General features: G+C 41.7%; 27 protein-coding genes and 4 pseudogenes. 6 read left to right on the forward strand and 25 right to left on the reverse strand.

The window, feature by feature from the left end; all coding sequences use genetic code 11:
* Positions 1 to 117 precede the first annotated feature (117 nt).
* From MAS10914_RS0101010 to MAS10914_RS29220, 11 genes are all read right to left on the reverse strand, one after another.
* Positions 118 to 822, reverse strand: a complete 705-nt coding sequence (locus MAS10914_RS0101010; protein WP_017314051.1) for a DUF6884 domain-containing protein — start codon at positions 820 to 822, stop codon at positions 118 to 120.
* A gap of 16 nt (positions 823 to 838) precedes the next feature.
* Positions 839 to 1,042 carry a hypothetical protein gene (locus MAS10914_RS0101015; protein WP_017314052.1) on the reverse strand — a complete coding sequence of 68 codons (204 nt, stop codon included), beginning with the start codon at positions 1,040 to 1,042 and terminating at the stop codon, positions 839 to 841.
* A complete protein-coding gene (locus tag MAS10914_RS0101020) occupies positions 1,039 to 1,470 on the reverse strand; it encodes a hypothetical protein (protein WP_017314053.1) in 432 nt (143 codons plus the stop codon). The genes MAS10914_RS0101015 and MAS10914_RS0101020 overlap by 4 nt, the downstream gene beginning before the upstream one ends.
* A 7-nt stretch (positions 1,471 to 1,477) precedes the next feature.
* Positions 1,478 to 2,392, reverse strand: coding sequence for a hypothetical protein (locus MAS10914_RS0101025; RefSeq protein ID WP_017314054.1), 915 nt, complete (start codon positions 2,390 to 2,392; stop codon positions 1,478 to 1,480).
* 226 nt (positions 2,393 to 2,618) lie between these two features.
* Complete coding sequence (locus tag MAS10914_RS0101030) at positions 2,619 to 5,159, reverse strand: hypothetical protein (RefSeq protein WP_017314055.1); 2,541 nt, start codon at positions 5,157 to 5,159, stop codon at positions 2,619 to 2,621.
* 243 nt (positions 5,160 to 5,402) lie between these two features.
* Complete coding sequence (locus MAS10914_RS0101035; RefSeq protein ID WP_026082258.1) at positions 5,403 to 7,211, reverse strand: type IV secretory system conjugative DNA transfer family protein; 1,809 nt, start codon at positions 7,209 to 7,211, stop codon at positions 5,403 to 5,405.
* A gap of 330 nt (positions 7,212 to 7,541) precedes the next feature.
* A complete protein-coding gene (locus MAS10914_RS0101040) occupies positions 7,542 to 9,083 on the reverse strand; it encodes a hypothetical protein (protein WP_017314057.1) in 1,542 nt (513 codons plus the stop codon).
* A 2-nt stretch (positions 9,084 to 9,085) separates the two neighbouring features.
* The gene (locus tag MAS10914_RS0101045; RefSeq protein WP_026082259.1) at positions 9,086 to 9,913 is read right to left on the reverse strand and encodes a hypothetical protein; all 828 of its coding nucleotides are present in this window, start codon (positions 9,911 to 9,913) and stop codon (positions 9,086 to 9,088) included.
* A 3-nt stretch (positions 9,914 to 9,916) separates the two neighbouring features.
* Entirely contained in the window at positions 9,917 to 11,665 is a 1,749-nt protein-coding gene (locus tag MAS10914_RS0101050; RefSeq protein ID WP_017314059.1) for a TrbI/VirB10 family protein, read from the reverse strand.
* A 39-nt stretch (positions 11,666 to 11,704) separates the two neighbouring features.
* A complete protein-coding gene (locus MAS10914_RS0101055; RefSeq protein ID WP_017314060.1) occupies positions 11,705 to 12,487 on the reverse strand; it encodes a hypothetical protein in 783 nt (260 codons plus the stop codon).
* A 6-nt stretch (positions 12,488 to 12,493) separates the two neighbouring features.
* Complete coding sequence (locus MAS10914_RS29220) at positions 12,494 to 12,958, reverse strand: hypothetical protein (RefSeq protein WP_017314061.1); 465 nt, start codon at positions 12,956 to 12,958, stop codon at positions 12,494 to 12,496.
* Between the two features lie 86 nt (positions 12,959 to 13,044).
* On the opposite strand from MAS10914_RS29220, the gene MAS10914_RS0101065 reads away from it, so the two are divergent.
* Complete coding sequence (locus MAS10914_RS0101065) at positions 13,045 to 13,545, forward strand: helix-turn-helix domain-containing protein (RefSeq protein ID WP_017314015.1); 501 nt, start codon at positions 13,045 to 13,047, stop codon at positions 13,543 to 13,545.
* Between the two features lie 47 nt (positions 13,546 to 13,592).
* A complete protein-coding gene (locus MAS10914_RS0101070; protein ID WP_033364704.1) occupies positions 13,593 to 14,117 on the forward strand; it encodes an IS630 family transposase in 525 nt (174 codons plus the stop codon).
* 120 nt (positions 14,118 to 14,237) lie between these two features.
* On the opposite strand, the gene MAS10914_RS0101075 is transcribed toward MAS10914_RS0101070, so the two are convergent.
* From MAS10914_RS0101075 to MAS10914_RS0101110, 8 genes and pseudogenes are all read right to left on the reverse strand, one after another.
* The gene (locus tag MAS10914_RS0101075) at positions 14,238 to 14,984 is read right to left on the reverse strand and encodes a hypothetical protein (RefSeq protein WP_017314063.1); all 747 of its coding nucleotides are present in this window, start codon (positions 14,982 to 14,984) and stop codon (positions 14,238 to 14,240) included.
* A gap of 75 nt (positions 14,985 to 15,059) precedes the next feature.
* Positions 15,060 to 15,420: pseudogene (locus MAS10914_RS31380) on the reverse strand (four helix bundle protein).
* Between the two features lie 45 nt (positions 15,421 to 15,465).
* A complete protein-coding gene (locus tag MAS10914_RS0101085; protein ID WP_017314064.1) occupies positions 15,466 to 18,381 on the reverse strand; it encodes a hypothetical protein in 2,916 nt (971 codons plus the stop codon).
* A 242-nt stretch (positions 18,382 to 18,623) separates the two neighbouring features.
* Positions 18,624 to 18,962 carry a hypothetical protein gene (locus MAS10914_RS0101090; protein WP_017314065.1) on the reverse strand — a complete coding sequence of 113 codons (339 nt, stop codon included), beginning with the start codon at positions 18,960 to 18,962 and terminating at the stop codon, positions 18,624 to 18,626.
* A gap of 151 nt (positions 18,963 to 19,113) precedes the next feature.
* Positions 19,114 to 19,728, reverse strand: a complete 615-nt coding sequence (locus tag MAS10914_RS0101095; protein ID WP_017314066.1) for a hypothetical protein — start codon at positions 19,726 to 19,728, stop codon at positions 19,114 to 19,116.
* Positions 19,729 to 20,394: 666 nt separating this feature from the next.
* Complete coding sequence (locus tag MAS10914_RS35220; RefSeq protein ID WP_332248789.1) at positions 20,395 to 20,760, reverse strand: DUF192 domain-containing protein; 366 nt, start codon at positions 20,758 to 20,760, stop codon at positions 20,395 to 20,397.
* A 24-nt stretch (positions 20,761 to 20,784) separates the two neighbouring features.
* Positions 20,785 to 20,934, reverse strand: a complete 150-nt coding sequence (locus MAS10914_RS35225) for a hypothetical protein (RefSeq protein ID WP_232224074.1) — start codon at positions 20,932 to 20,934, stop codon at positions 20,785 to 20,787.
* 328 nt (positions 20,935 to 21,262) lie between these two features.
* Positions 21,263 to 21,901: pseudogene (locus MAS10914_RS0101110) on the reverse strand (AAA family ATPase); the annotation flags it as partial.
* On the opposite strand from MAS10914_RS0101110, the gene MAS10914_RS0101115 reads away from it, so the two are divergent.
* The 3 genes from MAS10914_RS0101115 (at position 21,902) to MAS10914_RS0101120 (ending at position 23,064) form a co-directional block, all read left to right on the forward strand.
* Positions 21,902 to 22,375 (forward strand): hypothetical protein, encoded by a 474-nt coding sequence (locus MAS10914_RS0101115; RefSeq protein WP_017314071.1) that lies wholly within the window; start codon positions 21,902 to 21,904, stop codon positions 22,373 to 22,375.
* A 170-nt stretch (positions 22,376 to 22,545) separates the two neighbouring features.
* The gene (locus MAS10914_RS35230; protein ID WP_232224075.1) at positions 22,546 to 22,686 is read left to right on the forward strand and encodes a hypothetical protein; all 141 of its coding nucleotides are present in this window, start codon (positions 22,546 to 22,548) and stop codon (positions 22,684 to 22,686) included.
* Between the two features lie 60 nt (positions 22,687 to 22,746).
* Positions 22,747 to 23,064 (forward strand): hypothetical protein, encoded by a 318-nt coding sequence (locus tag MAS10914_RS0101120; RefSeq protein ID WP_017314072.1) that lies wholly within the window; start codon positions 22,747 to 22,749, stop codon positions 23,062 to 23,064.
* Positions 23,065 to 23,309: 245 nt separating this feature from the next.
* Here MAS10914_RS0101120 and MAS10914_RS31910 read toward each other — a convergent pair whose 3' ends face one another.
* The 6 genes and pseudogenes from MAS10914_RS31910 to MAS10914_RS36510 form a co-directional block, all read right to left on the reverse strand.
* The gene (locus MAS10914_RS31910) at positions 23,310 to 24,260 is read right to left on the reverse strand and encodes an A1S_2505 family phage non-structural protein (RefSeq protein ID WP_017314073.1); all 951 of its coding nucleotides are present in this window, start codon (positions 24,258 to 24,260) and stop codon (positions 23,310 to 23,312) included.
* 192 nt (positions 24,261 to 24,452) lie between these two features.
* On the reverse strand, positions 24,453 to 24,644 hold the full coding sequence (locus tag MAS10914_RS0101130; protein WP_017314074.1) for a hypothetical protein: 192 nt from the start codon (positions 24,642 to 24,644) through the stop codon (positions 24,453 to 24,455).
* 241 nt (positions 24,645 to 24,885) lie between these two features.
* Entirely contained in the window at positions 24,886 to 25,488 is a 603-nt protein-coding gene (locus tag MAS10914_RS0101135; protein WP_017314075.1) for a siphovirus Gp157 family protein, read from the reverse strand.
* Positions 25,489 to 25,579: 91 nt separating this feature from the next.
* A complete protein-coding gene (locus MAS10914_RS34810) occupies positions 25,580 to 25,744 on the reverse strand; it encodes a hypothetical protein (RefSeq protein WP_017314076.1) in 165 nt (54 codons plus the stop codon).
* 135 nt (positions 25,745 to 25,879) lie between these two features.
* On the reverse strand, positions 25,880 to 26,323 hold the full coding sequence (locus MAS10914_RS32415) for a hypothetical protein (protein ID WP_332248783.1): 444 nt from the start codon (positions 26,321 to 26,323) through the stop codon (positions 25,880 to 25,882).
* Between the two features lie 312 nt (positions 26,324 to 26,635).
* Positions 26,636 to 26,749: pseudogene (locus MAS10914_RS36510) on the reverse strand (IS1 family transposase); the annotation flags it as partial.
* Between the two features lie 21 nt (positions 26,750 to 26,770).
* Here MAS10914_RS36510 and MAS10914_RS29240 point away from each other — a divergent pair.
* Positions 26,771 to 26,974, forward strand: a pseudogene (locus tag MAS10914_RS29240) (GMC oxidoreductase); the annotation flags it as partial.
* Positions 26,975 to 26,976 lie beyond the last annotated feature (2 nt).

Raw genomic sequence — 26,976 nt, forward strand, 5'->3', positions numbered from 1 at the left:
GTAATATTTCTTTAAAGATTTAGTTTATATAAAAATATGGTTAATTAGAACAATCTTCTTAACACAAGTGTAGGCGTGCTGGTTCTTGATTTAAACAAGAACCAGCTAATTATCATTTTATAGCTTGAGACTAAGTTGTTTGGGTGTTGATAATTGATTTAATAACCATTTGATTTGTTGACCAATACCTAAACCTTCCATCGGAGTCCTGGTGGTGTAATTGTGTGCTTGCAAGATAGGAATTACTTGCTGTCGGTATAATTTGCCAGTAAGGAAGATAATTTCTACATTGGGATTGGTTGTCTCCATGATATGGGATGCTACTTGCTGTGCCAACCCCCCTATCCCCAAGCATTTGTATCCCAGTTGATAAAGTTTTATCCCATATTCAATTTTCTCTTGAATTGACAGTCCGTGAATGGTAGCGAGGGGTTTTCTGTCGGGCAGTTTTTCTTGGGCTATCCGGATGAAAATTTGTGCCTGTTCTAGATTATATTGCCGTCGCCAGTTAATATTTCCCAGAAGTAGGTTGTCGGGGGCTACTACAGTATCTCCCTCACAGCTGCGCTCTCGATATCGGTTGGCTGCCCATTGCGCGTCAACATATTGACTGTTGATGGTGGGGTAGTCTTGCTCACGGTAGCCAAATGCACCGCAGTCATGGATGATTGGGCAGTTTTGCGGTATGATTTCTGGTTTTATGAAGAGCGAACATAACCATCCAGCTGGCTGGTATTCAGTTAGCTCCCAGATTCCAACTTTTTTGTTATTTAGCTTGAGATAATCTCTTTTTCCCAAAACCGCATAGAAACCTAGTTTCATAATTCTGCTTAGATATTTATAAGCGATGAAATTCCATTTGTTTCTTGAAGTATTTCTTCCAGCACTCGCTAACTTTGCGCGCTAGTTCTTCTTCGGAATCTGCGAACAATTCTTCTGGTTCGCTATCTGACTGGTCATCAAAATGTATCTGACAGCAGTACTGCATCCCATCATGGTAAATGCTGTAGCTGGGTGTTAGTTGAAAATCTTGAATTTTCATACTTGGTTTTCCTTTTCGAGAATTTGTTTCCAGCTTTGGATATGGTTTTTGATATAAAATGTGTCATATCCTGGTGTAAACCCGTGCCCTGGTACAGAATTTTTTGCCATGAATTTTCTGAAGGGTATCCATTTCTCATCTTCATTTGAAACTACTACCCAATATTTTTTATCGTGGGCTGCCATTGCATATTTAATACATTCAATTTCGCTATTTGGTTCAACTAACTGAATCCAAATTTCACCGACTGTGTGGGCTTTGACTTTTCCGATATGTTCATTTTGGATATGATAAATCCACATTTTGACATCGGTGTCATATTTCATTAGTATGATTTCAGCTTTTCCACCTGGGAGGATACATCCTGTTTCTTTGGTGTAATTAACTAACATCCCGATGTTAAATTTCGGTTGAGGTATATCGTTCATAGAGGTGTTATGGTTTCAGATACAGTTTAAAATTGGAATTAAGAGAAAGTTTTCTCTCAATACTATCGAGCTTGCTGTTATATCCATAATTAGCGAGTATCATCTTTTTAAACTCTTCTCTCGTGGCTTTAAGATTGTGAAATAGCTTACTAATTGGATAGCAAAACGCAGACTGTTGGCGGCTGTAAAACCAAACAAGTTGGTTAATTTTGTAGGTATCATTACTGTCAAGTAGACAGTAACTAATTTGTTGGTAGAAATTATCTAGAGTGAATGGACGGCGTTTTGCAGTTGTTCTAATATCAATGAGGGTATTTCCTACTAAGACCTGATAATCCGCGCCGCCAATAAATTCACTAAGTGGGAACGAACCATTACAGATGATTTTACCAGGTGTTATTTGACTTTTAACTGTTTCCCAAGTGCGGGGTAATATGCCAATTATTTGGGCTGTGTCTTGGATAGTAGGTAACCACTTTATGAAATATTCAGCCTCTAGATTTAGGTAGTTTTCTCCTTGGAGAAATGGTTGAATTATTTCGTGGATTTCTCTAGTACGAACATAATTTTCTAAGGCACTAAGTATCATGCATTTGAGTGCTTCTTCTTCGAGGGATTTAGACTCAGTAATGCAGTAGTCGAACGCATATTCAACTTTTAATAATTGTGCGCCTGTTAGTGGTGTACACTCTTGATACCAGTTTTTCTGGTTGTAAATGAGTCCCAAGTATTTGCTGAGTGCCTTGCTAAGAGCATTTCCTGTTAGTGGAAAGTCTGTTCCCTCTACTGGCTGAATTATTTTCTGTTGGGATAGTAACTGATTGTGCCTTGTGATAATTCTTGCTACTGCTGTATTATACCTATTATCAAACCACTTTCTTATGGGTAATTCTTTATTCTTTAATTCTGAAGTTAAACTCATACGGCTAACCAGTTATTTCTTATCTAACTGCGTTAGCTCATATGTGGTGATTTCTAATTTTTACTGTGTCAGAAAGCCCAGAGAGGTGAAGATACCTAATTGAGCGCACCTAATAGTTGGGGGAGTACAAAGTTAAAGCTTGTCAAATAACAAATACATTGCGTGTTTTGAAGAAAGCTTCACGAACGGCTAGAGCGATTCAATCTGCATAAGTAAATCTTCAGTTTCAAATCTCTATCCCTCCCAATTTCCTTGTAGGTGCAGCAGCGACGACTGTTTGCCTTTGGGGGGAGCCAACAACCTGAGTGGGGGTGAATTGTTGTTTGATTTCTTCAGCCCGCCACTGTTGCAAGTCCTGCATAATGTCTTTGAGGGGGGTAAATTCGATGGTGCTTTCCCCAAGCCTTTCTGCCTCGTTTGTTTTGTGGGTCATGATTTTGAGGTACATTTCGCGCTGATCGGCGATGGGTAGTTTGCCATCATTGTCTTTGAGCTTTTGTAGGATTTCTTCATTACCTTGATTGATAGCCCCTCCCCAGGCGGGACCACCCTTTCTTGTTATCTCTGCCCACTCTTGAGCAATGTAGGGGTGAATTTTGACAGGGATATCACCTGCACTTTGGATTTGTTGAGGTTGGGGAGTGGGGGGTTGTTGCGCCTGTGCTGTTTGTCCGCCGTCAAATATCTGTTCAAGATTGAGTTTGCATTGCTGTTGGGCAATAAACTTCATTTGGTTGATGTCATAGTCGCTGATATTCATCTTGGCAACTTCTTTTTTTATGCCCTCCTCAGTTTTGGTTAAGTCGAACTTGACCAATTCCTGAGTACCCCTTTCCTCGGTGGTTTTAAATAATTGCAGGCTGGCTTTTTTTCCTTGAGGGTCACGGGTGCGTTTAATGGTAAATTCTCCTACAGCGAGTTCATCCTTCCCTGCTGTCAGGAGTATGTTGTTGAGAGTATCCAGCATCTCGTTTTGTTTGAATACCTCAAGGGTTTTGATGGTACCAGCAGGCGCAAGAGAACCAAGTGTATTTGCCACATCCCGGATATCTGAAGAATTTAAGTCGGGTAGTTTACCCTTATCCTGAAGGTGTTCGTTTACCATCAAAAATTCCTGACGTTCTACCCCTAACATTTCTTTAGGCTGTTTGGTGATTTTGGGTTCTTTGTTTCCCTTACCGGGTTTGAACTCCATCAAGGAGTTGTTCCAACCCTGAAGTTCGTCACTGCGCCGGTGGACGCTGATGGTATCTGCTTCTTGCCGAATTACAAAGGTATCACTTCTGTAAATACGAGAACCATCTTGCTCGATGGTGCCGTATTTTTTCAACATCTCAGTTGCAGCTTGGGCAATATCTTTGTTTTCGCCGTTGTAACGTTCTTTTTCTGCTTGTTTGTTTTTTATCTCGTATACTGGTACTTCTACTTGACGTGCCCACTGTTGCGCTTGCGGTTCTACCCCCTTGGAGTTAGCTGCTTGTTGGTAAGTATCTTGAGCAGCATATTGTTCTTCTTCCTGGAAATTTTCTCTTTTGGGAGTTGTGCTTGGGCTTTCTTCTGACTCAACAGATTTCTTATTATTAGTAAGTATTATTTCTTTTGAGGTAGATTTATCCTGATTTTCTACCTCTTCCTGAAGATTACTGATGACATTTTCTTCAAACTTCTCTTCGGTTGACTCTGATATAGTTGATAATGTGGAGTTAAGATTTTCAATATTTGAAGGTTGGTTATCTATCTGATCACTTGGTTCTGATATAGTTGTTGAACCAGTATTATCTATTAATTCTGCTGACTCATTAATCGGAATGACTGTAGCAATTTTCTCATCTTCATCTGGTGCATCATCAAAATCTAGAGGATTACTAATATCTACATCTTCTAGAAATCCAACTGTTTCTTCTTCCGGCGGTACATCTTCTATTGGAGTATATTCTACTGATTGAATTTCCTTGGCATCAGTAGTAATTAACTCTGTTGGATTTTCTTCAAAATTGTTATTCTTGAAGACTTGCAATAGCATATCATTTGCTGCTATCGATAGATTTTCAATTTTGTTGTTTTTAATATCTAATTTGTCATTAACGTTAGTTTCAGACTGTACGCTACTGTTATTTTCTTCTAGATTGTTTTTGGTATTTTGGGAATTTTTAATGATATCAGATGAAGGAGGTAGTAGCTTCACGAGTGGTTCGTAAGCTACATCCAGAATTTCATCTTGAGACAGATTTTCTGTGACTAAGTTTATTCGGCATTTGCCTTGTGAATCTTGTTCGTAAATGACAGTTTTCTCGCCTGATTCAGTATAGACAGTTATTTTGATAGCTGGTTCGTAATCTGTGGAATTATCATCTAAATCAGGTACGTCTTGTACAATTTGGGCGGCGATAATTTGTGCTTGATATTCGCTTGGTTCGTTTTGTGTATTATATTCAACTGTCATGCTGTACTGTACATTATCCATGTACATATCCGGCATTAAGACTACTGTGTCTCTACCACCTACCTCCTGATTTAAATCTACCTTTTCCCATTTGTAAGCCCCAGGGCTAGATTCATCAGGTACGAGGTTGTAAATATCCTTGCCAATCTCGACTGCGATTTTATCTGTTTCTTCCCCTTCTTTAAGTATTTCTTGAATCTTTTTAAAAGTATTAATCAGGATTTTGGCTAATTCCAATGCTGCTTTACCAGCAGTATCAGCTACTTGAAGATAGTTATCTGCTATTCGTTGTTGCTGGGGGTCAAACATGGTGGTGTTGGTCATCTATCGAGAAGTACTAAGTTTTGGGATTGAACGAATATTAACTAATTGTCGAATCTAATGATTAGTCATGCTGGTTTAGCAGCATATTAATAATATTTATTGTCGTAAATATTATCTAGGCTATTGCAATTTTAGTGATATAATAGAATTTATGAAAAAATAATTTTACACGAAAAGGAAATTTATAATTTCATCTAGGGGAGTTTTGATACTTGCTAATTTCTCTTGCAAGAGTTGTAGAAGTTATGAGAAAAATTCTTTGTAACTATCCACAGGTAATGGCGCATTACCTGCTTGTACAGGTGCTTGAGGAATGGGAAAACGCTTGTCTACTTCTTTGACTCTGACATCCAAGTCTTCTTGAGTTGGTCTTTTCTGGGTACTTTTTCGAGCAAGTTGTTTGATAACTTTATCCCATTGCCTATCGTTTTCTTCCTCTAATCCAATGATAGACTTTGGGACTTTAATACTCTTTAATAGTGGAACAGAACCTTCATTTTTATTGCTATAAGCAGGGTTGATAAATACACATTTACCAGATGGTAATTTGAGGAATTGGGCAGGTTCAAATAACTTGCGAGTCCGTTCTTGGTCTGAGATAGATGTTGAAGCTTTCCCGCCTCCAGTCGAACGAGATTTCTGCTTATATTTAATTTCTTCTTCACCAAGGTAAGCACTAAAAACCCTTGCCGATTCCTCTTCACCTGGGTTGAAAATAAACTTGGTACCGCATGCACCGAGGATTGCTTTTGAGATTTCTTTACCGTAAATTTTCTCCAACTGCCCCATGTTTTGCCATCCGAGAATTCCGCAAAATCCTTCACTGCGGGATTCGTTAAGCCATTTGAATAAATCTGGGAGAAAAATCGATGGCAGCTCGTCAACGCTAACTACGAGTGGACCAGTTTCTTTCCTCTTTTTGGCAATACTGCGGGCGACAGTCATGTGTAAGATTGAAGTCATCAGTGGACCAACTGCATCGCGGCGTTCGCGGTCAAGTCCGAAGATAATCATCTGTTTCTTGCCCACCTCTAGTGGTAGGGTCGTCTTGCCGACAAAGCAGCCAAGCGTGTTCTTTGCCATGAAGCGCGTGAACATGAGCGAGGCAGTACCGGCGATACCCGCGATGGTTTTTTCACTTCCGCTGGAGCTAAATAATTGACCGAAGGCTATCCGTATCCATGGATTAAGACTTGCTGCCATCAAGCGTTCGACCATCTTCTCGCTTGAGAGAATAGCTGCTGCGGTCATGATATCAGCAAACTCCCCAAACTCCCCAAACTCCCCAAACTCCCCAAACTCCCCAAACTCTTTGGTGAGCATCAGGATTGCCTGAGTTAACTGGTCGCCCGCAGGACCGAAGAATGCGTCTTCTGAGCCACCACCAAGCATACGGAAGTTTTTGTTGATCACGGTAGCCAACTGCCTTGCAGTTTCAGCATCGCTACTATCGCGCAAGAAATCGATGGGGTTGCATACCTCAGATTCGGGAAAACCCGGAGCAAAGACGTGTACAGAATACCCTTTTGATTTTGCGTAACTGGCTATTTTGGCTTGGCTGGGATACTTAAAGTCGTATAGAACAATACCAAACCCTTGGTCGATAGCTGAGTAAAGCATGGGGTTGATTGCCGAGAAGGATTTACCGCTACCGGGTGCCCCAATAACAGCTGTACCTCTTTGAACATCGGGTACATATACAGGTGTTCCCCCACTTCCCTTGGGTGGTTTTTGTCCTTTGTACTTATGTACTCCAATATACAAGCTAGCACTATCGCACTTGGGAGAGGTGACTTGCTTGATGGCTTTTTTCTTGGCGCGTGCTGTTTCTTTTCCTCCGCCCCAATAGCTGGTGGCGAGTTTGCCCTTCTTACCAGCAGAGAACATCTGTAGGAGAAATAGTGCTAATATTCCCCCGGCGAGTGCTAGTCCTTGGGGAGACATTAATTGGTTGGTATACTTGCTGAAGTTGTAGCTGGAAGCAGAGGGTTGAGCCTCTTGAGTTTGTGTAACTTTGATGGTTTTGGCTGTGGCGAAATATAGGTTATTCATAAAAGTTGGTATAAAGAAAGAGCGGGAACTGTCTTGACTTGAGCAAACTTTCCGTTGAGAAATATGCATTGTGGGTTGCATATTTCTTCTGGTGTTTGAAGAAACTTTTAAAAATTGTCTTGATTCAAATTCTGAGCCAAAGGGTATTACTTACCAAGAAAGAACAGAGGCGTCAGTCGTCAGAATGACGAGTGTGCTTTGTGGGTGGCAAGTTGAGTTTAAAGCCCCCAACAGAGATGGCATGGAGGAAATAAAAGTTCTTTCCTTGTCAAATCAAGAGAATTCATGGGGATATTCAGCCCAAGCTGCATTCTGGGTTCTGCGTTCTTCTTACGGTTTTTTGGGTACAGTGAGAGGTGCCCCTAAGATGATAGGGTCCATCTCCTTGTACTCAAAGAAGGGGACTGGTCCGATAAAATAGGGTGAACATCCCAAGTCAATCCATCCGCGTTTGCAGATGCGAAAGAACATCGCGCTTGTGACTGTACCTGTCGATTCTTTGACATCCCACAGGACGTGTTTAAATGATTTACCAAAGGGGTGGCGTCCGGTTGGTTCCTTCCCACCGTTGAGTTTACCCAGTATCCCAAATCCACCTCTTACCTTTTGGAATTTACCTGACATCCAGGTTGCGCCAGTGAGGGTATCGCTTCCAGCGACCTCGATGTGAGCACATTCAAAGTTGTAGCAGGGTACATTGAACCCTTCTTGATAACTACCCGATATTGATTTCCACCTACCGTTTTCTACCTCTTTAAGTACCATATCTACCTTGCCGACAAAGCTGATATCGGGTACTGGTACTCCTGGAAACTCATCAAATGGTACTTTCCCTAATCCCGGTACTTTGGCGATCGTGGTATTCTGCCAGTTGGTAAATTCCTTGAGTATAGCTTTCTCTATGCCGGGGATACTGTTGAGTTTGTACTGGTCGAGCTTAATATATTTACCAAGTTCCGCTTTTTCAAGTTGGGGGTAATTGTTGAGTGCTTCCCCGACAGTTTGACTTGTGTAGCTATCCCCTGTTACTTTAGCAACATAATCATCAAGGGCGGGTATATCGGCAATATCTTTATTTTCCAGTCCTGGGATAGCTTCTGCTAAATCTCCAAGTGTTTGCCATTTGAGAGTCTCAAAATCTGAGAGCTTGAAATCCTTGAGGTTTATACCTGTAACAAGTGATATTTGTTGGAGGTTGAGGTTTTCGATTTTGAATTCAGTTGCTTCAAAATCCCCCAGTTCCATGACAAGAGTAAGCGACTGTCCTGCACTCCAAACGCGCTTTTCTTTCATGCCGGGGTTTTTGACATTGGGAAATTCTACTGAACCCGCTTCCTTTAACTTCATGTTCTCGAAGTTAATTTTGCTCCAGTCGGGGACGGGAATGCCGTTGACATATTTGACCGCAAGAGGTTGTTCTTTCAGTGTTTTAGCTTGTTTGGTCGAATGATTCAAATTTGAATCATTCGAGGAAAGGTTTGCTGGGGGGATACTTGCTCTGGCAACTTCTCTCACATTTGAAACATTCGTTGGTGTAGCTGCGACAACTTTATCCCCAAATACGAGACTGCCGATATTGTAGCTACCCCCGAATCTCATTAACCCGTGCAGGGCGAGTCCTGCTACCATACCAGCAACCATGAGATACCGCCATGTATTCATTTTTGCTTCCCGCCATTGGTATCCCTGACTGCGATTATTCGTAGGTTGGTTGGGTACGGTCGTTGAAACTGGAACAATTGCCACTATTTCATCGTTTACGTGGATGGTATTCCCCCGCTCACTTCTCTCCTCCTGTGGACTTTCCTGATTTACTGTAAAATTTATGACTTTAAGTTTTTGACTATCTGTTGTAACGTTTCTGGTTTCCATAATTATCTCTTCTTTTCAACAACTAGATTGAATGGTGTAGGTTGAGTATTATTTGTATTAACTTGTTGGGTGTTGAGTGAACGTGGGGGCATCTCTAGCAAGCGTTTTCCACCCATAAGCATGAGCTTTTCAACTAATTTCATCGATACCCCGGCGTTGCTTGCAGCGATGGTGAGTTCTTCTCCAAGCGATCGCAACTCAACGAGTTTGGTTAGTCTTTCCCACAGCGGGGTATCGCTGGTTATCCACTGTTTGGAAAGTGCAAACTGCATTCCTTTGGCGATATACTTGCTATCAGATATAGCGGTGTAATCAGCTTTTGGTTGTCTGAGTTCCCGGTCATTGCTTGAATCGCCTATGATTTCTAACTGGCTGTATTCGGGTTTTCCCGTACCGGGTACAATACGAAAGTGATAGGATTTTTTGGTACTTCCAGATTCAGTGATTACAGTCAGATGTGTGCCGTAGGTAGCTTGTGGCAAACCGGGGATTTTTACTGTTTCGATGCGGCGAAGGTGAATAAGTCCTGCTCCTGTTCCCTCTGTTGAACATCTCCCTAATCCTTCCAAACATCCATCCACATCAATTACGAACTTAGAGGGATCGTCTAACCAGATTTTTTTAATAACTTCCTCGGTGCGGTAAAACGAGATAGATACCCCGTGTCCCGCCCATACCTTAACTGTTTGCCCAGTCGCTTTTTCTCCTGATACCTGGGATGCTTGCACCTGCCTTACGATACCTGCTGTAGCGGTTTGTATAGGTAGAACGAGGGGTGCGCTCGCGCTGAAGAAAAGTAAGCTGAAACCGAATAAATATTTAGCTTTCACGGCTTAATACAGTTTGATAGAGCGATTGACAACGATAGAAATTTTGGTATTGGCAGGTACATACCAGATGTTGGGACGGCTGGTAATTTCACTAGTAGCCTTTTGAGTGCGGCTGCCCATAGTTTCAGCAACTTTGCCGAATGCACCTTGTAAAAATGCACCTGCGATATTGCGGTTATTGCCTCTAGAACGGGTGCGACTACCACCGAACAGTAAATCTTCGGTTATTTCTTCAGGCTGGTTGATAATTTCCCCCACCTTTGCAAGTCCGGCGATAGTACCGAGAGTGGCGTCACCAAGAGCGATTTCACCCCCCTTACCTTTGTAGGGACGGGCAATAAGGGGGGTGTTACCTTTACCCAGGATTGAGATTGCGCCGGGGGAGATGGGGTATTCAGTACCATCTTTGAGTATGGCGCTGACTTGGGCAGTGATATTAAATCCACTATCTACACCAGTCATAGCAACTGCTAGCTGGGTGCCAGCAGGGATGGCTATTCCACTTGTATTACTTTTGATTGGTTCATCTAGCCGAGCAACAAACCTAATATTGTTATTTGTACTGCCTTGGGCAAGTATCAGGGGAGTAACCAAGGTAGCGCTTGCAGAAGAACCTACTACTAAATATTGAGTTTGTCTTTCCTCTAAAATTTGGGCTTCATCACTGAGGTAGTTAACAGAAGCGAGTTGAGTTTGCTTGCTATAAGATGCAGTAAACTTGGCTGTATTGCGAGTTGGTTCCCACCGGGGACGCAGTTCTTCAACCTCCCCTGTGTTGTTGGCTGTACTGTTGATTGTGTTTTCAACGCTTGTTTCGCTTGTTTCACTGCGACGGTTGCGGCGACGGCGACGGGGTGTTTCATCGCTATTGAGTACTTCTTCTTCACTTACCTTGCTTGCAACGATGGTGTTGTCAGCGCTGGTATATTCAACCCTACCGATACTTCCTAAGTTACGAAGGCGTTCGAGTTCGGCGAGGGGGTTTTTTGGTGTTTCTGATATACGAAGAGGGCTGAGTGATGAGATTGTGCGTGCAGGAGCAGTATTATTTTTACTAATTGGTAGAGTTATTCGAGGGAAAGTTGCAGTAGCGCTTTTGGGTTCGATGGAACGAGATGCGAGTACTGCACTGCGTCTTAGTCTGTATTCGCTTTCGGGGTTTGGTTCCTGATATACTTGTCTTTTGGAAGGTGTCTGTTGGGGAGTAACTCTAGTTTGACTTGCAGTTTTGTTAGTATTTGTGTCAGTGGTAGCTAAAGCTTGTTTTTCTTTATTTAGAGTTTCTTGTTCAGTATTATTGTCTTTAGTTTCTTCCTCTTTACCGTTGAGTGTTTCAAGTTCTTGCTGTTGCTTTTGCAGTGCTAGTTTTGCATAAACATCCCCATCTTTCTCTTCGGATGGTGTGGATGTGGGAGTAGGAGAGGAGAGTGCAACTGGAGTTTGGGCAGTATTGCTGCCACTGTTCATCATGCCGTTAAGGACGACAAACATGACTAGAAAACCTACTCCAAATGCACCTCCAATAATACCAAGTCTTGACCAGGGAGAAGTTACAAAGTCGTGTTTGGTTTGAACGGCTGCGGGGTTTTCTTCCTCTTCCCCTTCCCCCTCTTCTTCTTCTAATTTATCTTCAGACTCGAAATTTTTCACTAATTCCTCATCTAACGGTAAGAGTGCATCAACAGAATTAGCTTGTTGTGAATTCCCGTTATTATTAACCTTGGATTGATTGTCAGATTGGAACTGTAACATAATTCTTTTTAAATTATTAATAATAGTTAATTTTTCTTGCTATATTTTCTTTTTACCGAGTTCATAATTGACAATTTGAATAATTTCTAAACCCGAAAGTCTGGCTTGGTATACTTTTTGAGCAATATCAGTAGTTTGAGGTGGATTCTGTGGTGTATCTACTGCTGCAACAGTTATTGTTTTATTAAAAGGTAAACCTTTACTTTTGTTTCTTTCGCCATTAAACGTAACTAAACTGGCGATAATATCAACTTCCCACTTGCCCGCAGATATTTTTCTCGGTTCAGAGATGTAGTTGGTGACGAGTGTGACTGTACCTTGCCCAGAGAGTATGCCTTCAGGAATTGTTTCAGCTAGTTTTTTGAGGAAGCTGGCACGAAAATCTTGGTTTTCAGATAAAGTAAATGCTGCTGACCAAACATCACTGGGGATTTTCCTTCTACCTCCATTTTCGGTTTCGATTTCTACTCCCTTATCAACTTTTTGAATGAGCTTACCATTTTCGTCGGTGTTGATAATTCCATCCCAGTTGAATAACTTCACCATGCTATTGGTGACGAAAGTTTTCACAGTTTCGTTAGTTCTTTCTCCTGGACCAAGAGTTTTAGCTGCTGCGGTTGTTCCATCTTGGAGTTGTACAAATGTCATACCTTTCATGTATTTGGCAGCAGCAGAATTTGCTCCAAAATTGACAAACTGTAATAAAAGAGAGAGTATGCCTGCTGCTGCGCCTACTGTAGTTGTAATTGCAACTGGTGCTGATGTAGATTGTCCATAACTGAGGAGGCGAAGTGGCTGTGATTTTGATTTTGATTTGAGCATGGTTGATTATCTTTTCCTGGTTTTTGAAGCGATAAGTTTTGTGGTATTGATAGCTACTGTCGCTGCTGTGCTTGCTCCACCAGTGGCAATTCCTGCTGCAATTTCAGATCCAAATGATGTAACTTTACCTAGTCCTGTCCAAACAGCAAGTCCACCACCAGCAGCAAGAGCTGATGCAAGAATAGGAGAAACCAATCCCACAAATAATAAGAAAATCATTGGTTGGTTTTGTTCAGAATTAGCAATGAGTTGTCCGCATAACCCAATAATGATGTTGAAGCAAAGTTTCGCCATTCCAACTGAAAAATAACCAGTTAACCAAGCGAAAATGGGTTTAGCACCAAAGGGAAGTAGCGAACCGCCGACTGCTAATGGACCAAGTAAAGCGGTTAAAAGCATTGTGAACTCAATTCCCCATTGGTAGGCATTGTTTAGAGCCAGAAGGATGACCGCAACAAACCCGGTTATCATCGAACCAATCGCACTGGTGATGGAGTTATACCAATTCACTAAAACTATGATACAGATAAAGAAGGAATAAATATCAACGAGCAAAGATGGCTGGAGTCACCAAAGTAGAAATATATGAGTCAGCAGAAGAATTACAGGAACTGCTGAGAAAACAAAAAATAGTATCAAGTCGTGAACGGATTCAAGCGTTGTATTTGCTGAAAATAGGTCATGTAAAAACAATACAGGATGTAGCGGTGGTGCTAGGGAGAGCAAGGGTAACGGTACAAAGATGGTTGAAGGACTATACCGAATCAGGAATAAAAGGTTTATTGTCAACGAAAAAGAGTCCAGGAAGACCGCCAATGATTAACTTACAAGCAAGAGAGCAGCTAGACAGAGAACTTCAACAGCCACAGGGATTTAAAAGTTATGAAGAAATACGAACTTGGTTAAAAGCAGTGGAAGGGATAGAAGCATCATATAAAGTAGTACACGACACAGTGCGCTATCAAATGAAAGCGAAGCTAAAAGTACCGCGAGCCGTAGGTGTCAAATACGATAGTGAAGCAGAATTGGAATTTAAAAAAAACTGCCACAATACCTAGAAGTAATTAAAAAACACATCATAGCACCAGTCGATAAACAAAAAAAAATTAGATATTGGTGTGGAAACGAAAGCCGTGTGGGGTTGAAGACTGAACCTGGGAGATTAATTACGACAAAAGGAGTCAAGCCCATCGGCATTATGCAATGGAAGCGGGATAATTTTTATTTATATGGATTAGTAGAACCATTAACTGGAGAGCATTTTATTTGGGAATTCTCTCATTTAAATACAGCTTGTTTCAATATTTTTTTAGAAAAATTCTCAGAGACTTATTCTCAAGATATACATATTCTTCAGTTAGATAATGGAGCGTTTCATTTTAGTCAGCATCTCAAACTACCAGAAAATATAGTTTTGTTATTTCAGCCTCCGCATACACCTCAAGTTAATCCAATTGAAAGATTGTGGGAGGAGGTTAAAAGGCATTTAACTTGGGAAAGCTTCTCAACTTTAGATGAATTAAGAGAATTTATTTGGAAGCGATTGGAACAATTAAACACATCAATCGTTGCTTCTATTACAGGTTGGGATTTTATTCTTGATGCTTTATTTGTATCAGGCTTTTCGTGAAATGGTATAACATGATGCTTTGATGACTTAGTGGCTGGTGGCGAGAGTGCCATCTCTGCAATAGAGAGGACACCCCTGTGGGTTGGGCTAAACCTGCTCAAAACCTTTTATTACAACAAACTATTTACCAGCAGTCGTTTTGAGAGAGCTAAACCCGCTGATTTCCATGTATTGGGCGGTTATGCCGTCCATTATTAAGTTTTGACGGCGGCGATCGCTTGCGCCTTGTTCGGCGATTTGGGATAGCATGAGGTTAGTTTGTTGTGCGTCGTGCCTTTGTTGCAGTCCATCAGTGCGGGACTGTCCCAACATCGAGACAATTTGGGCATTTTGAGCAGCGATTACCTTGAGGATATTTTGGGAAGCATCCATACCTTGAGCTTGGTTTGCCAAATCTTGCGCGTCGGCTACTGTTTGTTGGGTTGCTTCAATTTCCTTCTTGGTACGTTCTTGCCCTTTTTCTCCCAGGACGCTTTCAACTGTAGCACGGGTGGTTTCGCGTTCGAGTTCGTTACCAGCAAAAACTGCACCCTCGACAGTATTGCTTTCGTTCCAGTTACCCTTGCCTTTGAGTTGGTTTTTTAGTTTGTCTGCACTTTTTACAGGGTTTGGTAAACCCATAGTTCCGGTTGAATTGTTAGTAGCAGTTTTTGCTTCTCCTTTCATCCCACCCCAGCTTTCATTTATCACTGCAGTCAGTTCGCTTTTGGTTTGTTCAAAATAGCTATTGAGTTCACCTAAAATCCCATGAAAGAAATCTTTAACTGAGAAGGCATAACTGGGGGTTGCACCGAAGAGAGTCACAAGACCAATTGCTGACCCGATTATAACGACTTTAGTTGGTTTCAACTTTAACTTGAATTTCATACATTTGCTGGATAAATTAACTAACAGAACGTAAGAATTCAGGAGTCAGGAGTCAGAATATGTCCTGCGGACACGCTACGCGAACAGAATAGAATTAGCATAGCTTGTCAGTAGTCTACTGACTTCTTCAAGCTGAAGCATTAATTCTTTAGTATCGACCTATTCTAGGTCTCTAGAAAGAATTAGATAGTAGCGGCATTCTTCCGTCATATGATTGTGCAATGTTCATAAACCGTACTTTATCTGCTGCTCCCTTTTTCTTAAATCCTTCAGCAATATTTGCTGGAATGGAAACTGCCGCTCGTCTAAATTGAGAAGTTAATCCATACGTTTCAGATTTAGGAAATTGATTAGTAAATGGGTACACAGATAGAACAAACTTATGTGCCTTTTGCCAAACTATCAAATCCTGAAATGTCCTGGCTGCCTGTCTCATTTCTTCTGACTCCTGACTCCCGACTCCTGAATTCTTACATAAAAACTAAGCCACTTGTCTAGGAATTATTGATTTTTCATCAGGTAGATTAACCTGATTATTAGTTAATTTTTCTTCTATAGTTTGTACTAGTTTTAATTGCGTACCGTTATTTTTATCCAGCATTTCCAGTAGTTCTTTAGCTTCTTGGCTTAACTCATCTCCACGAATCATCTGTACGTAAGCTTCCGTAAACCTCACCATTCCAAGCATTGGATTATTGGCATATTTTTTGAGGAATAAAGTACGCATTTCTTGCTCGTTTGGGTTGTTTGCTACTGCTGCAAGTAAGCAATAGGCAGGATAATAACGACAGAAGGTGAGTTTGCCATTATCATCAAGTAACCACTGCGAGTAAATACTTTCTTGCTTCGGGAAAAAAGCTTCGGTACTATTGCGTGAGATAATTTCTGATGGGTATTTGAATCGGTTAACAAACGGGTCTACTGCTGATGTTTGAATTCTCCCTATGAGTCGTGTAGTAATGTTCGCGAATATTTTGTCAGCAGATTTACTATGAAATATACTTTCTGGCTCTTGTGCTGATAAAATCACACGTATACCAGCTTTTGCACCGTTGGCACAGAGTCTTCCAATGAGTTCGGCAATTGACTCGAAAGAAAAGAGAATCGGTGCTTCATCAAGGAAGAAGATACTTGCTTTAGATGATAAGGCACGACGCAAGGCAGCTGCATAAGCGCTGAGTGCGAGGACTGCTGCATCTGCTTCTGAAGAAAGTGAACGCAATGCAAAGACGAGTAGTCTGGCATCAGTTCTAAAGCTAGATGGATTAGCGATTGATTGACCAACTCGTGAATTTAGCCAAAACTTTAATCGCAACCTAATATGGTCTAATGCATCAAGTATTTCCTTACTATTATTAGCAATGGAATCAAGCTTAATAAATCCTGGTGAGCAGTAATTGTAAAAATCTTTAAGAGTTGGTATATCTGCCCATTCGGTTGTGACTACTCCATTTTCTAGAGCGAGTTTATACCGAAGTTTGATATCATCATCATTAAAGAATGTTTCAATTGCAATTGTAATAATACTCTCAATATTTGATATCATTGTGGGGCTGACTCCTATCGGGTTTGTCCCTAGTACCATTGTCAGGAGCGTTGATTTCAAAAAATCCTTGAAATCAGTCATCCGCTCCTTAATAACTTCAGGTTCATACCCCCTCAAATCGGGTAATTCAAATAAATTGTTTGATTCTTTGCTAATATCAAAATACGCTCCTTCTGCTCCCATGAATTTGGTATAATCAGTAAATGTGGAACTCCCATCAGGCTTGGGATAGTCCAGGGCGATAACGGGGATACCTTGCGCCAGGGCTTGTGTTAATAATCCTGCCACGAGTACAGATTTACCAGCACGGGTAGTACCAAACACAGCTAAGTTTTTATGCTGATTGTACAAGTCGAGATGTACGGGTGTTCCTCCTTCTTCGGCGATCAGTTCAAACCCATTTTTATCACCTGTGGCGGTGCGTACTAAGGGCATGATTCCTGGTACTTCACAAGAGAAATATGGAAGACGGCGGTTAAATGGCTTTGTTAGTAAATTCTCCCAAATAATAGGTATTGTTTGCAGCCAAGTTTTCCATGTGTATTCTACTTCTCTATCAACTACTGCTGGTCGTAGAAAGCAGCTAGAAAGATATTTGCAAGCTTCATCTAGTTGAGAACGGCTATGACGATGGATACAAAAAACAACTGCTGTATGGATGGGAATAGAACCTCTGAGGATAGTTTCTTGTGCCCGTACAGCTTCTTCAATGTTCATGTTTGCCTTAACATCGATAGAGCCTTTATCAGCAGACATAGCACTAGATGTAATTGACTGTTTGGTTATGCGTTGTAAAGCTGTTTTTGCTAACCCTTGATTTGCTTTGGATAGCTGACAGATAATTTCCGTATCAGAGATTTTTTCTTTGGATATAACTTCCCAGAGGTATCGTAGTTGGTCGTATTCATCAACCCATCCTTGGGGTTTCTCGCTAAATTGCAGCACACCGATATACTTGTCTTGAAGCTTAACCCAACCACGGTCAAGGAAGGGAACTGATTGTTCGTTTTCCAGAACTAGGTGTTTGATATGAAAATCGCTAGTTTGTTCTTCCCTAAGCCCTGCTTCATCAAGGATAAGGGGGTTGGGAATGGGTGGTACTTCACTACGGTTGAATTGATTCCAGATGACTTCCCAAATATCATCTGCTTTTAGTACTTTGGCGCTTAATCCCATTGTATTGGAGATAATTTGCTCCCACATTTGGAATCCAGAGGTGAAGCTATCCCGCAGAATGGTTTCGATTCTCTGGTGACGTACAGAATGAATTTCCCCAGTAAATCCTTGCCAATAGGTTTGTAGTTGTTTGATAGTTTTCTCGATGGGGTCGTTGCTTTTGCTGTTTTCAGCTGCAAGTACGGTATAAGTACACCAGAAGCGGAGAAACTTATTTTTACGTACCCCTGCTTGAGTAAGTTCGCGTGTTCGCAGGCGTTCTGACCTCATAAGTAATGTTAGCTGTTCGAGGTCGCATTCTTTTTCGATTTTCTTTAACTCTTGTTGTCGGAAGGTATCATCGGTAAATGAGCCAATGTGGATAGTGAGGGTTTCGCGTTCGGGTAATTCTTTGAGTCCGCCCTCGATATTTTCAAATATAGGTAAAATTTGTTCCGAGCTAAGGGATGGGTGAATACCTTGGATATCAAAGCAAAATCTGATTTGGATATCTTCCTTCTTCTTGAGAATCAGTGCACCAATATTTTTACGACCACCAAGTGAGATACTTGCAATCCCTGCTAGATGGGTAATATCTTCAAACGGGGTAAGATTTTTGACTACTCCTAATTGTTCGGTTTCGAGGGATTGTCTGCCAAGTTTATCTTTCGGCTTGGTTGATTTAGTCGAAGTCATGGCGGTATAATATCTGCGTTAGTTATTAAAAAAAAGTTATCAAAAAGAACTCAGATGTCAGTCGTCAGGAGTCAGAAGAAATAAGAATTGAGAGAGATATGAGCGTGGCTCCTATACGACTGGCTCGCCTCGTATACGGGTCTAAAACCCCCTCCTTGCATCTTTGTCTTAAATTGGGAGGGGTCAGAATCCTCTCCCAATTTCTTATTCTGACTCCTGAATTCTGACTCCTGAATTCTTCTTCAATTGCGTTTGCGCTTAGAAGCGGGTTTTTTCCTTGGTTCGCTTTGGTGTGGATTAACCAATGAAACGAAGGGCTTATATCCGCGAGTGATGCGGGGAGTACCGACAAACTTACCTAAGAAGGCTTTATTTGATGTGACCGTCCACCAAGTTGCCCATCCCCAGGCAATTGATATTCCTGTTGCTAGCCATCCTGCTTGAAGAAATCCTTGGACTACTACATACATGATCAGGGCGATCGCACTCCAAGGAACAATTTGGTCAGCGGGAAATGGACCGAGGCGGGGTTGGTCACCTAAGACTCGGTTAACGGTACGGAATTCTTTGTCTCTAGGCATATTTGATTCAAGTAGGAGTGATAAGCTGTCGCGTCTACAAGTTGCACTTTTTGTAAGCTTCCGTCCTTACAGCAAGGCTATGGGCAGGAAAATTGTATAGCCGACAGCTTACTAATCAAGCCTTAGCTGGGTTGGCTGTGCTGCTTTGTGTTTAGCCGCCGCCACCACCAACTACTAGTCCAGCGAGGATATCGCCAACAACTATGGTGATGGCAATAATAATTGGAGTACGGGCAATGGTCTGCCAATCTTCATCATTTCTGGCTGCTTGGACTACCCGGATAAGACCGATAGCGAGATAAATAAGGAACAGACCGCGCAGTACTGCGAAAATGAAACCAGTTACTTTTTTATCAATACCAGGGAAGTACTTATCATCTGTAAAGAATTTTTCAGCACTGTTCATGAATTGCGCGCTGGCTGGTGCAACTGACATATCCAGCAGGAATACCACACCTACCAAGCAAAACATGATTGTGTAAATGTTGATGCCGTACTTGCGCTGCCATTTCTCAAAGTTAGAAAGCAAACTGTTTGCTTTTTTGGGCATTAATGCGATGATGGCAGTAGCAAATGCAAGTGATGCCATAACCATGTTGTGGATTGAGATATCCACAATCATCAATCCGGTACCAACAGCCATCAAACCCGCGATTGTGCCATTTTCTTTCCAAGTGCGGCGACGTCTCGCTGAAACAGGATATCCGTATTCTTGTTCGTAGGATGTATAGTCCTTATTGTAATCGGAGTCGTAGTTTGTTCTCATGTGGGTGTAATTATGGGTTTATGAGAGCTAATTTTTGAGAGAACTTGTCGCAGAGATACTCTTTTAGGCAAAGCCCAACAAAGCATCGTTATTGGTTGAAGAAGAATTCAGAAGTCAGAATTCAGGAGTCAGAATCAATGTACGCCCTTGGATTCAGACCCCAACGCGCATTGAACACCGTATAGACGGTGGGGATTTAAACCCCTTTACTCATCCGCCCTCCGGGTATGCCTTCGGCACGCTACGCGAACACCAGTTACCTGCGCTCGGGTTACCCCTTCGGGTTCGCCAGTTGCCTACGGAGGGAAACCCTCCTGCAGCACTGGTCTCACCTCCTGCAGTACTGGTTCACCAGTCGCACAGAATTCAATTCTGAATTCTGGCTCCTGACTCCTGAGTTCTTTCTGTTAAAACTCTTGTAAGCCTTGTGACTTATACGTTTATTCTATGGCTGTCAGGATTTTTGATACATCCGATGAATTGTTTAAGTTTTGATGTTATCTTTGCCTATACAGTGTTGAAGCTAAATTCAAATATAGTTGTATTGACAAAAAGAAAAATGTATCTCAATCGTATCTTTAAGCAAAGTAAAAACCCTAAACATCCTTATGTTTAGGGATTTCAAGCCTGATTTTTGCTCTTTTGTTGTTTGCTCAGGAGTTGAGACTAATTAAAATTTATTTTGAGAAATCCTCCATTATTTAACCCGAGAGAATCTGCGCTACCTGCGGGTAATTCGATGACTTGATTGACAGGGTACACTGAATTGTATTTAGGACATTCCCTCGTTGTACAGGGTGGTACATTCTTGACGATATGTTTAATTTCTCCATTTTTGAGAAATATCATATCTAGGGGGATGTGAGTATCCTTCATCCACAAGCTAATTGGTTCGGATTTGTTCATAGCAAATAGCATCCCGTGGTTGTTGGGTATTGACTTGCGGAATTTGAGTCCTTTGGATAGTTCTTGGGCAACTCTAGCTACCTCTAGTTTGATTGTTTGGTTATTACTAGTAAAGGTCGCACCAATCGGTAGAGACTGGGGTTGATGAGTCTAAAAGTAGAGTGGTAGGGGTGAGAGGGCAGCAATGAAACCAGCAATTGGTCCAGCGACATTGAGAAATTTGAAGAATAAGCTTTTTTCTGAAGTTTGTGCGCTTTTTGTTTGAGCGTGCTTTTGAGTAGTTTGTCTTGTAACTTCCATAATTTTAGAGAAATAAAGTGGTAAAGTGGTTAGAAATGGCAAACATTATGAACTGTTGAAATGTTTTGGGTCTGTTTGCTTTAGCCCAAACATGATGAAACTTTGAACTGATTTATGAACAAGAACTCAGGAGTCAAAATCTGTCATGAATTCTGTACGAGTGGTATCGGTTGTTGGTTGAAAACTGGACTTCGTCCCGCTACGCTAACGTCCCGTCAGGGGCGAAACCAGTATTAAATACTCTTCCTTCCTAAAACTTTATCCCTTGATGAGTAGAGTATTCTGAATTCTGAATTCTGCATTCTGACTCCTTTTTTATTGATGTTTGCTAGCTAAAAATATCGATATTTCCAACAGCAAACTTGCTTTCATCTCGAGGGCTACTAGGTAAAGCTTGTTGATCTGCTTTATTACGCATTGACTCGACTCTATCTGCTTCGCGGATAGCAAGCGGATTAATCTGGCGGCGTTCTTCAAGCAGTGCTTCGATGGTTAGTTCAAGTGGGGGGAGTTTGCTTCGTGAGTAGGTATCTTCTGTTACTGTCTGACAGAATATGGTGCTAGCAGCACGTTCTACAATTGTCTGGATTTCAGCACCTACGCACCTATTGGTGGCTTTAAGAATTCTGCGCCACTGTTCTTCGTCCCAAGGATCGCCCCCATTGCGGAAGCGTTCGTCAAATCGAGCAGCATGCAGTTTGAAGATAGTATGTCTTTCCCCGTTGTTGGGTAAGTCTACCTTGAATAGGTAGTCAAACCGTCCGGCGCGGGTGAGTTCGGGTGGTAGCCACTCCATCCGGTTTACTGAAGCAATAACTAATACATCAGACTGTCTTTCTTGCATCCAGGTCAAAAGCTTACCAGCTAATCGTTTAGCTATATCATCATCTCCGGCAAAAGCTTTATCAAAATCATCAAAATAAAGTATGATTTGTGACAATTTATCAGCGAGTCTTAGCAGACGTTTGTGGGCGCGAGTGAGAATTTATTCGGGAATGTCTTGAAGCATTATTTTGGTGAAGGGGTTGTTTTACCCCAACAGAAGATGTTACCGCCAGGGCACGATTTACATTACACGGCTGATTTTCTGATTGTGGAACCCACCACTGGGCTACACCTAGATGTTGAAGTGGATGAGCCGATATCGTTTGCGACGGGAAAACCTACTCACTGTATTGGGGAGGATGACTACAGGAACAAGTGCTTTGTCGAAGCTAACTGGGTGGTAGTGCGGTTCGCAGAGGAACAGATTTCCAGCCAGCCGGAGCGTTGTGCGCTTGTCATCGCTATTGCGATCGCAAAACTGACGGGTAATACTACTTATGAAGAGAAGTTGCGCCATGCGGGTAGGGTAGACGCTATTAAGCAGTGGACACCTCGTCAGGCTACGAAGTTGAAGAAAAGTAATTACCGCCAGGGGTATTTGGCATATAGGAACTAGTGCAATTCGTCAACGGGAGCTGTAGGGCAAAGCCCTTCGATGGATGTAGGGTAGCAAGGAAAGCTTGTACAGTAAGCTTTTTAACCTTTTTCAACTGGATAGCAATCGCCACCCTGCAATAGTAAAGTTTTTCAGGTATTTAGCAAAAGAGTTCTAGGAAGGGTGAACCCATGACAAAACTGGACAACCTTTTACAAATATTACTAGTTAGAGTTGATGTTATTGACGCAGTGAGGCGGTTATTGACAAATAACCGTAAATTCTACACGACTCAAACCGCCTCACTGCGAAGGTTGTCCAGTTTTGTCTAGGAAAAATGTAGCGGCTACTACTGGTGATATTTTCGAGAAAAAATTAGGGAATTTATCAAGATGAGCAAGTGCGTTACAGATTCTACGCATACGAATCAAATTGACCAACTTATCGAGTCTTTCGGCACAACGCTAGAGAAACTTACCCTAGCTGATAAGTTGGCATTGCGGGTGACATTAACATATTGGTTATTCCACCGCGAAGTTGCTGATTTAGGTGAGTATACTTTAAATCATGCCTTAGAGGATATGATGCAGGGATATTCAGAAGACTGCCAAATTAATTTGAAAAAAGCGATTGCGATTTTACAAGGTATTGGCAAGGATGAAGCAGAAGAGTTAATTCAATCACTTACGGCTCAACTACGCTCTTTGTAAAAAATATTGAACTAACGGCTTTGGCGCTAAGTAGGAAAGCACAAAAAAACATAACTATAGCAGTCCTAAATGATTTGTAAATATTGAGTTAAGACTGTTGACTGTCAACTGTTAACAGTCAACAGCCCAAACGAACTGTTCACCTATCAAATAGGATTGCTATATGTTCAGAAAGATTAAGGCATTGAAATCCTCTTCCGTTGAGCTCCCACTGCCTTGTCTCAACGACAAATATTTGTGCTGACCTATTTATCATATACGCGGTGTCCGAGTCTCATCGCATTATTTAGACAGTTGGCTGTTCCCCCTGGTTGCCCGTCCCAAATGGCGATTACCGCATCGTGTTCTGGTTTTCCCTTCAGTTGAGATAGCATCCATTTATTGCGGTTGTCCAGGCACTTGAAAGAACCAGCTTCCTGATAAGGGAGGTTTGACACGTATTTGATACATTTTGCCTGGGAGAGGAGTTGGTGATATTTGAGCTGGTCACCCTCTTTCCATTTGGCATCCTGGTTTGTACATGGCACGGCGGCGGTAAGAATCACCTCAATATTCGGATTATTTTTCTGCTCCAAGACGATTTCGGCGACGGCAGTGTCTACCCCTAACGCCATACCAGAATAAAATTCTACCCTTTGGTACTTCCATTCCACCGCGCGCTCGCAAATTCTATTAACTAGAAGTGCAATTGATGAGCATGTTTTGTTCCAAATATCTGGGTGTTTAAACTTTTGTCTACGATTGCCAATGAATACAACTCTAAGAGTGGGTTTATCTTCTATTAGGTGGTCTACAAACTCTTGAGGAAGCCAGATGTTGGGAGGAAGGTAAATGTCTGCAAACAGTCCACCTATCTTTGTGGCTGAGTAACCAGCCAGGCTACAGCCAATTGCAGAGAAGAGGAATTCCAGTTCTGGGTGCGCTGCTGCATAGTTGATTACTTCTGAAATTTGATATTTAATTTGGGGAAGGGGGATTGAGCATTTACCCTTGGACAGGTCTTTGGTGATAATTCCCCAGGAGCGACCTTGAAGCCCTTGGGGGTTGCCGTACTGGGCGTCGCAGTGCTGACGGGCAAATAAGGCACCACCTGCCCCGTGCTTTCCTTCAGTGTTGGAGCCAAAGACGAAAATTTGATTTTCTCCTAGTTTGGTAATCCGATTGGGAATAATTTTGTAAGGGTGATTATTTGGCATTTGGTTGCTTTACCTAAAAGAAAAGATTGGGGTATTTGCGGTTAATTTTTTCTACTTCTGCTTAAGCAGCAGTTAGCGACGAGAGTTGTCACAACCGCTTTTTAATATGGCTGCTTGTCTAGAATTTTGGGTTTTGAAAACTAATGGTAATGCTTCTTTATCTAAATTTTCTGTTTGCTAAAAAATCGGTATTTACTCATTTTTTTCTATAACTGGTAGCAGTTGATGGCTGAATGATTGAATGTAGTTTGGTGCGGTGTTACCTGGCATATAGTTGACGAATGCAGCTTGTATCTCTAACATGAATACCAGAATAAACAAGCTGCTAAATCCGTAAATAAGGATGTAAAGTAAGTTGTCGATAAAATGAACTAAAGTTTCCATTTGCAGTTGCCTTTTAATACTGAATTGTTGTTGCCTTGATGAAGTGAGTTACGTTACGCAATTTCTTCTAGTATCATGAGAGCGAAGCTGCTGTGGTGTTTTATATTGTCGGATATTTTTATCCTTTCCCCTTATAGGTACAAGATAATCTTAAGAGTTAATAAAAAACATGGTTGAGATTTTACTCAACCACGATGGTAATCTTTCAGGTATTTTGTCTTATCCAACTTCGCTTATGCCATCATTTCTGGTTTTTATTGTTGCGACTTTTTCCACTTGATTGCACTTTAAACCGTACCTGCTTTCCGATAGTTACCTCAGCAACATGGCTGATATCTTGACCAGATTTGTAAGCTTCGAGAATTGCCTTATTGTTAGCTTGGTACTTGATAGTTCTAAACTCATCCGGAAAATCTTCATCATCTACTTCTAATAGCAAGTTAGCCACTTTAGGTGGGTTATCTCTAATCTCAATCACCCTTTCCTTACCGATATTTTTGTCATTGATTAATCCAATCTCGTATAAATGGATGAGGGTGCGCTTGATTTGTTCAAGTTGAGTTTTTCGGCGTGAAATTACTTGGTTGTGGAGTTCGGCTACTCGCGCTTTTCTTTCCTCCCAGGTTTCGAGGTCAAGGTTTAGCTGATCAACTACCCAGGCGATCGCATCGATTTTGGTTTCGATACCATCTTGAACACCCATAAGTTCTTGTACGAGTTGTTCTACTTTACCTTCTTCGCCTAACTCGCTTGCTTCTTCTATCTGTGACCAGAGTTTAGCAGCATCTAAGCTTAATTCCTTGAGCGTAAGTTGGTTGATTTCGCGCATCTGTGCTTGAGTCATGAAAAGTTCCTAATTAATATGAAAAGCCAGTAGTGGTTACTTGTTACTGGCTGTTGACTATTAAGAGTTGATGGTTGAAGGGAGATTGAATTTAGTAACCGTATAAGTGATAGTAGTCTGACTTTTCCTGCGCCAATTCTGCTTCGTAGTCGTAGTAATCCACTTCGCTTAGGATTGTTCTGATTTGTTGAACTTCTGGTGCAGATTTTGCTGGTTTTTGATTGGTTTTTGAGTTATAATTAGTAACAGTTTTCATCTTTATACAACTTCAATTCATGAGCGTGAAGTTGTTGCGTCAGCATTTGTTGTGATGTAGATTTTAAAAGGGAAGATTATCTTCTTCTCTTATCAGAATTACTTACTATTTATTTGTCTCAAATTACTGGTTTTGTTACCATAAAGACAGTTGTCCTGGTGATATATTTCCCCTCCGCCGCGTATGGAAAAGCATATGACAACCTTGGCATAAAGCCGCGAGATTTTCGTTTCGATTGTCCTCGGGCGTGTAATTCCAGTGGTGGACAACTAATGTTTTGATGCTACGTTCCCTACGAGATAATCCTTCTTTTTTATCAGTTGGTCTCAGACATTGCATCCCACAGCGCGTACATCGCCAGTCGGATTTTGATTTAATGTCTAACGCGATAGAATTCCAATTCGAGGGATAGCGACTGCGTTTGTTTGCGCCCATAAATGCAATTAAGAGTCGTGCGATATCCGTTACAACTGTGATTATAAGCTGTTCCACACATCGCGCGTCCCGTTGGGTTGCGTCCTCGACGTTCAAGCAAGTCTGATTGATGAGACAATCATTGATATCAATATGGTTGTACATAAGTCTGGCAAGAATCACAAGACTATGATTAATGCTTTATTCCAGTTACTGGCGGGCAAAATTAGCCTGACTTATTGTTTCTATTCATCAGTCAAGGACAGTAGACCGAAAACTTTTGTACGTTGACGAAAGAATAAGGGTTTCAGGCGATCGCTTACCTGCTCTGAATCTCCCGTAGTGCGATCGCGAAGCGCAAGCTGTACCCAGCTTATCGCCCGCCGCGTAGGTTGGGTTGACGACAGTAAACCCAACACACTCCCCTGTTACATTCAATCCCCTGTAGCCCATTCGATTGTGCGTCAAATAATTGTGGGGTAAATCGCATGCCTCATGCCAACTCCAACAGCGATCGGCTAAACCTGCCCGCTGCGCTGCGGTGGTCTTGAAGCGGCTGTGCTGCCAAATCCAATTGAAATAGCTCACTACAGGTATGTACTTGCATTCCGGGGCACTGATCCAATGGCAGTGGTAAACTCTAAACTGCGAGTACATGGAATTGAGGGCTTGCAGGTCGTCGATGCCTCCATCATGCCAACGCTGACGACAGGCAATACAAACGCACCGATCATCATGATTGGTGAAAAAGCAGTCGATTTAATTAAAGCCAGTCGTACTCAACAAACTGTAATCACCAGCTATCAACAGAGGTAACA

This window comes from Mastigocladopsis repens PCC 10914 (assembly GCF_000315565.1).
Classification (GTDB): Bacteria; Cyanobacteriota; Cyanobacteriia; order Cyanobacteriales; family Nostocaceae; genus Mastigocladopsis; species Mastigocladopsis repens.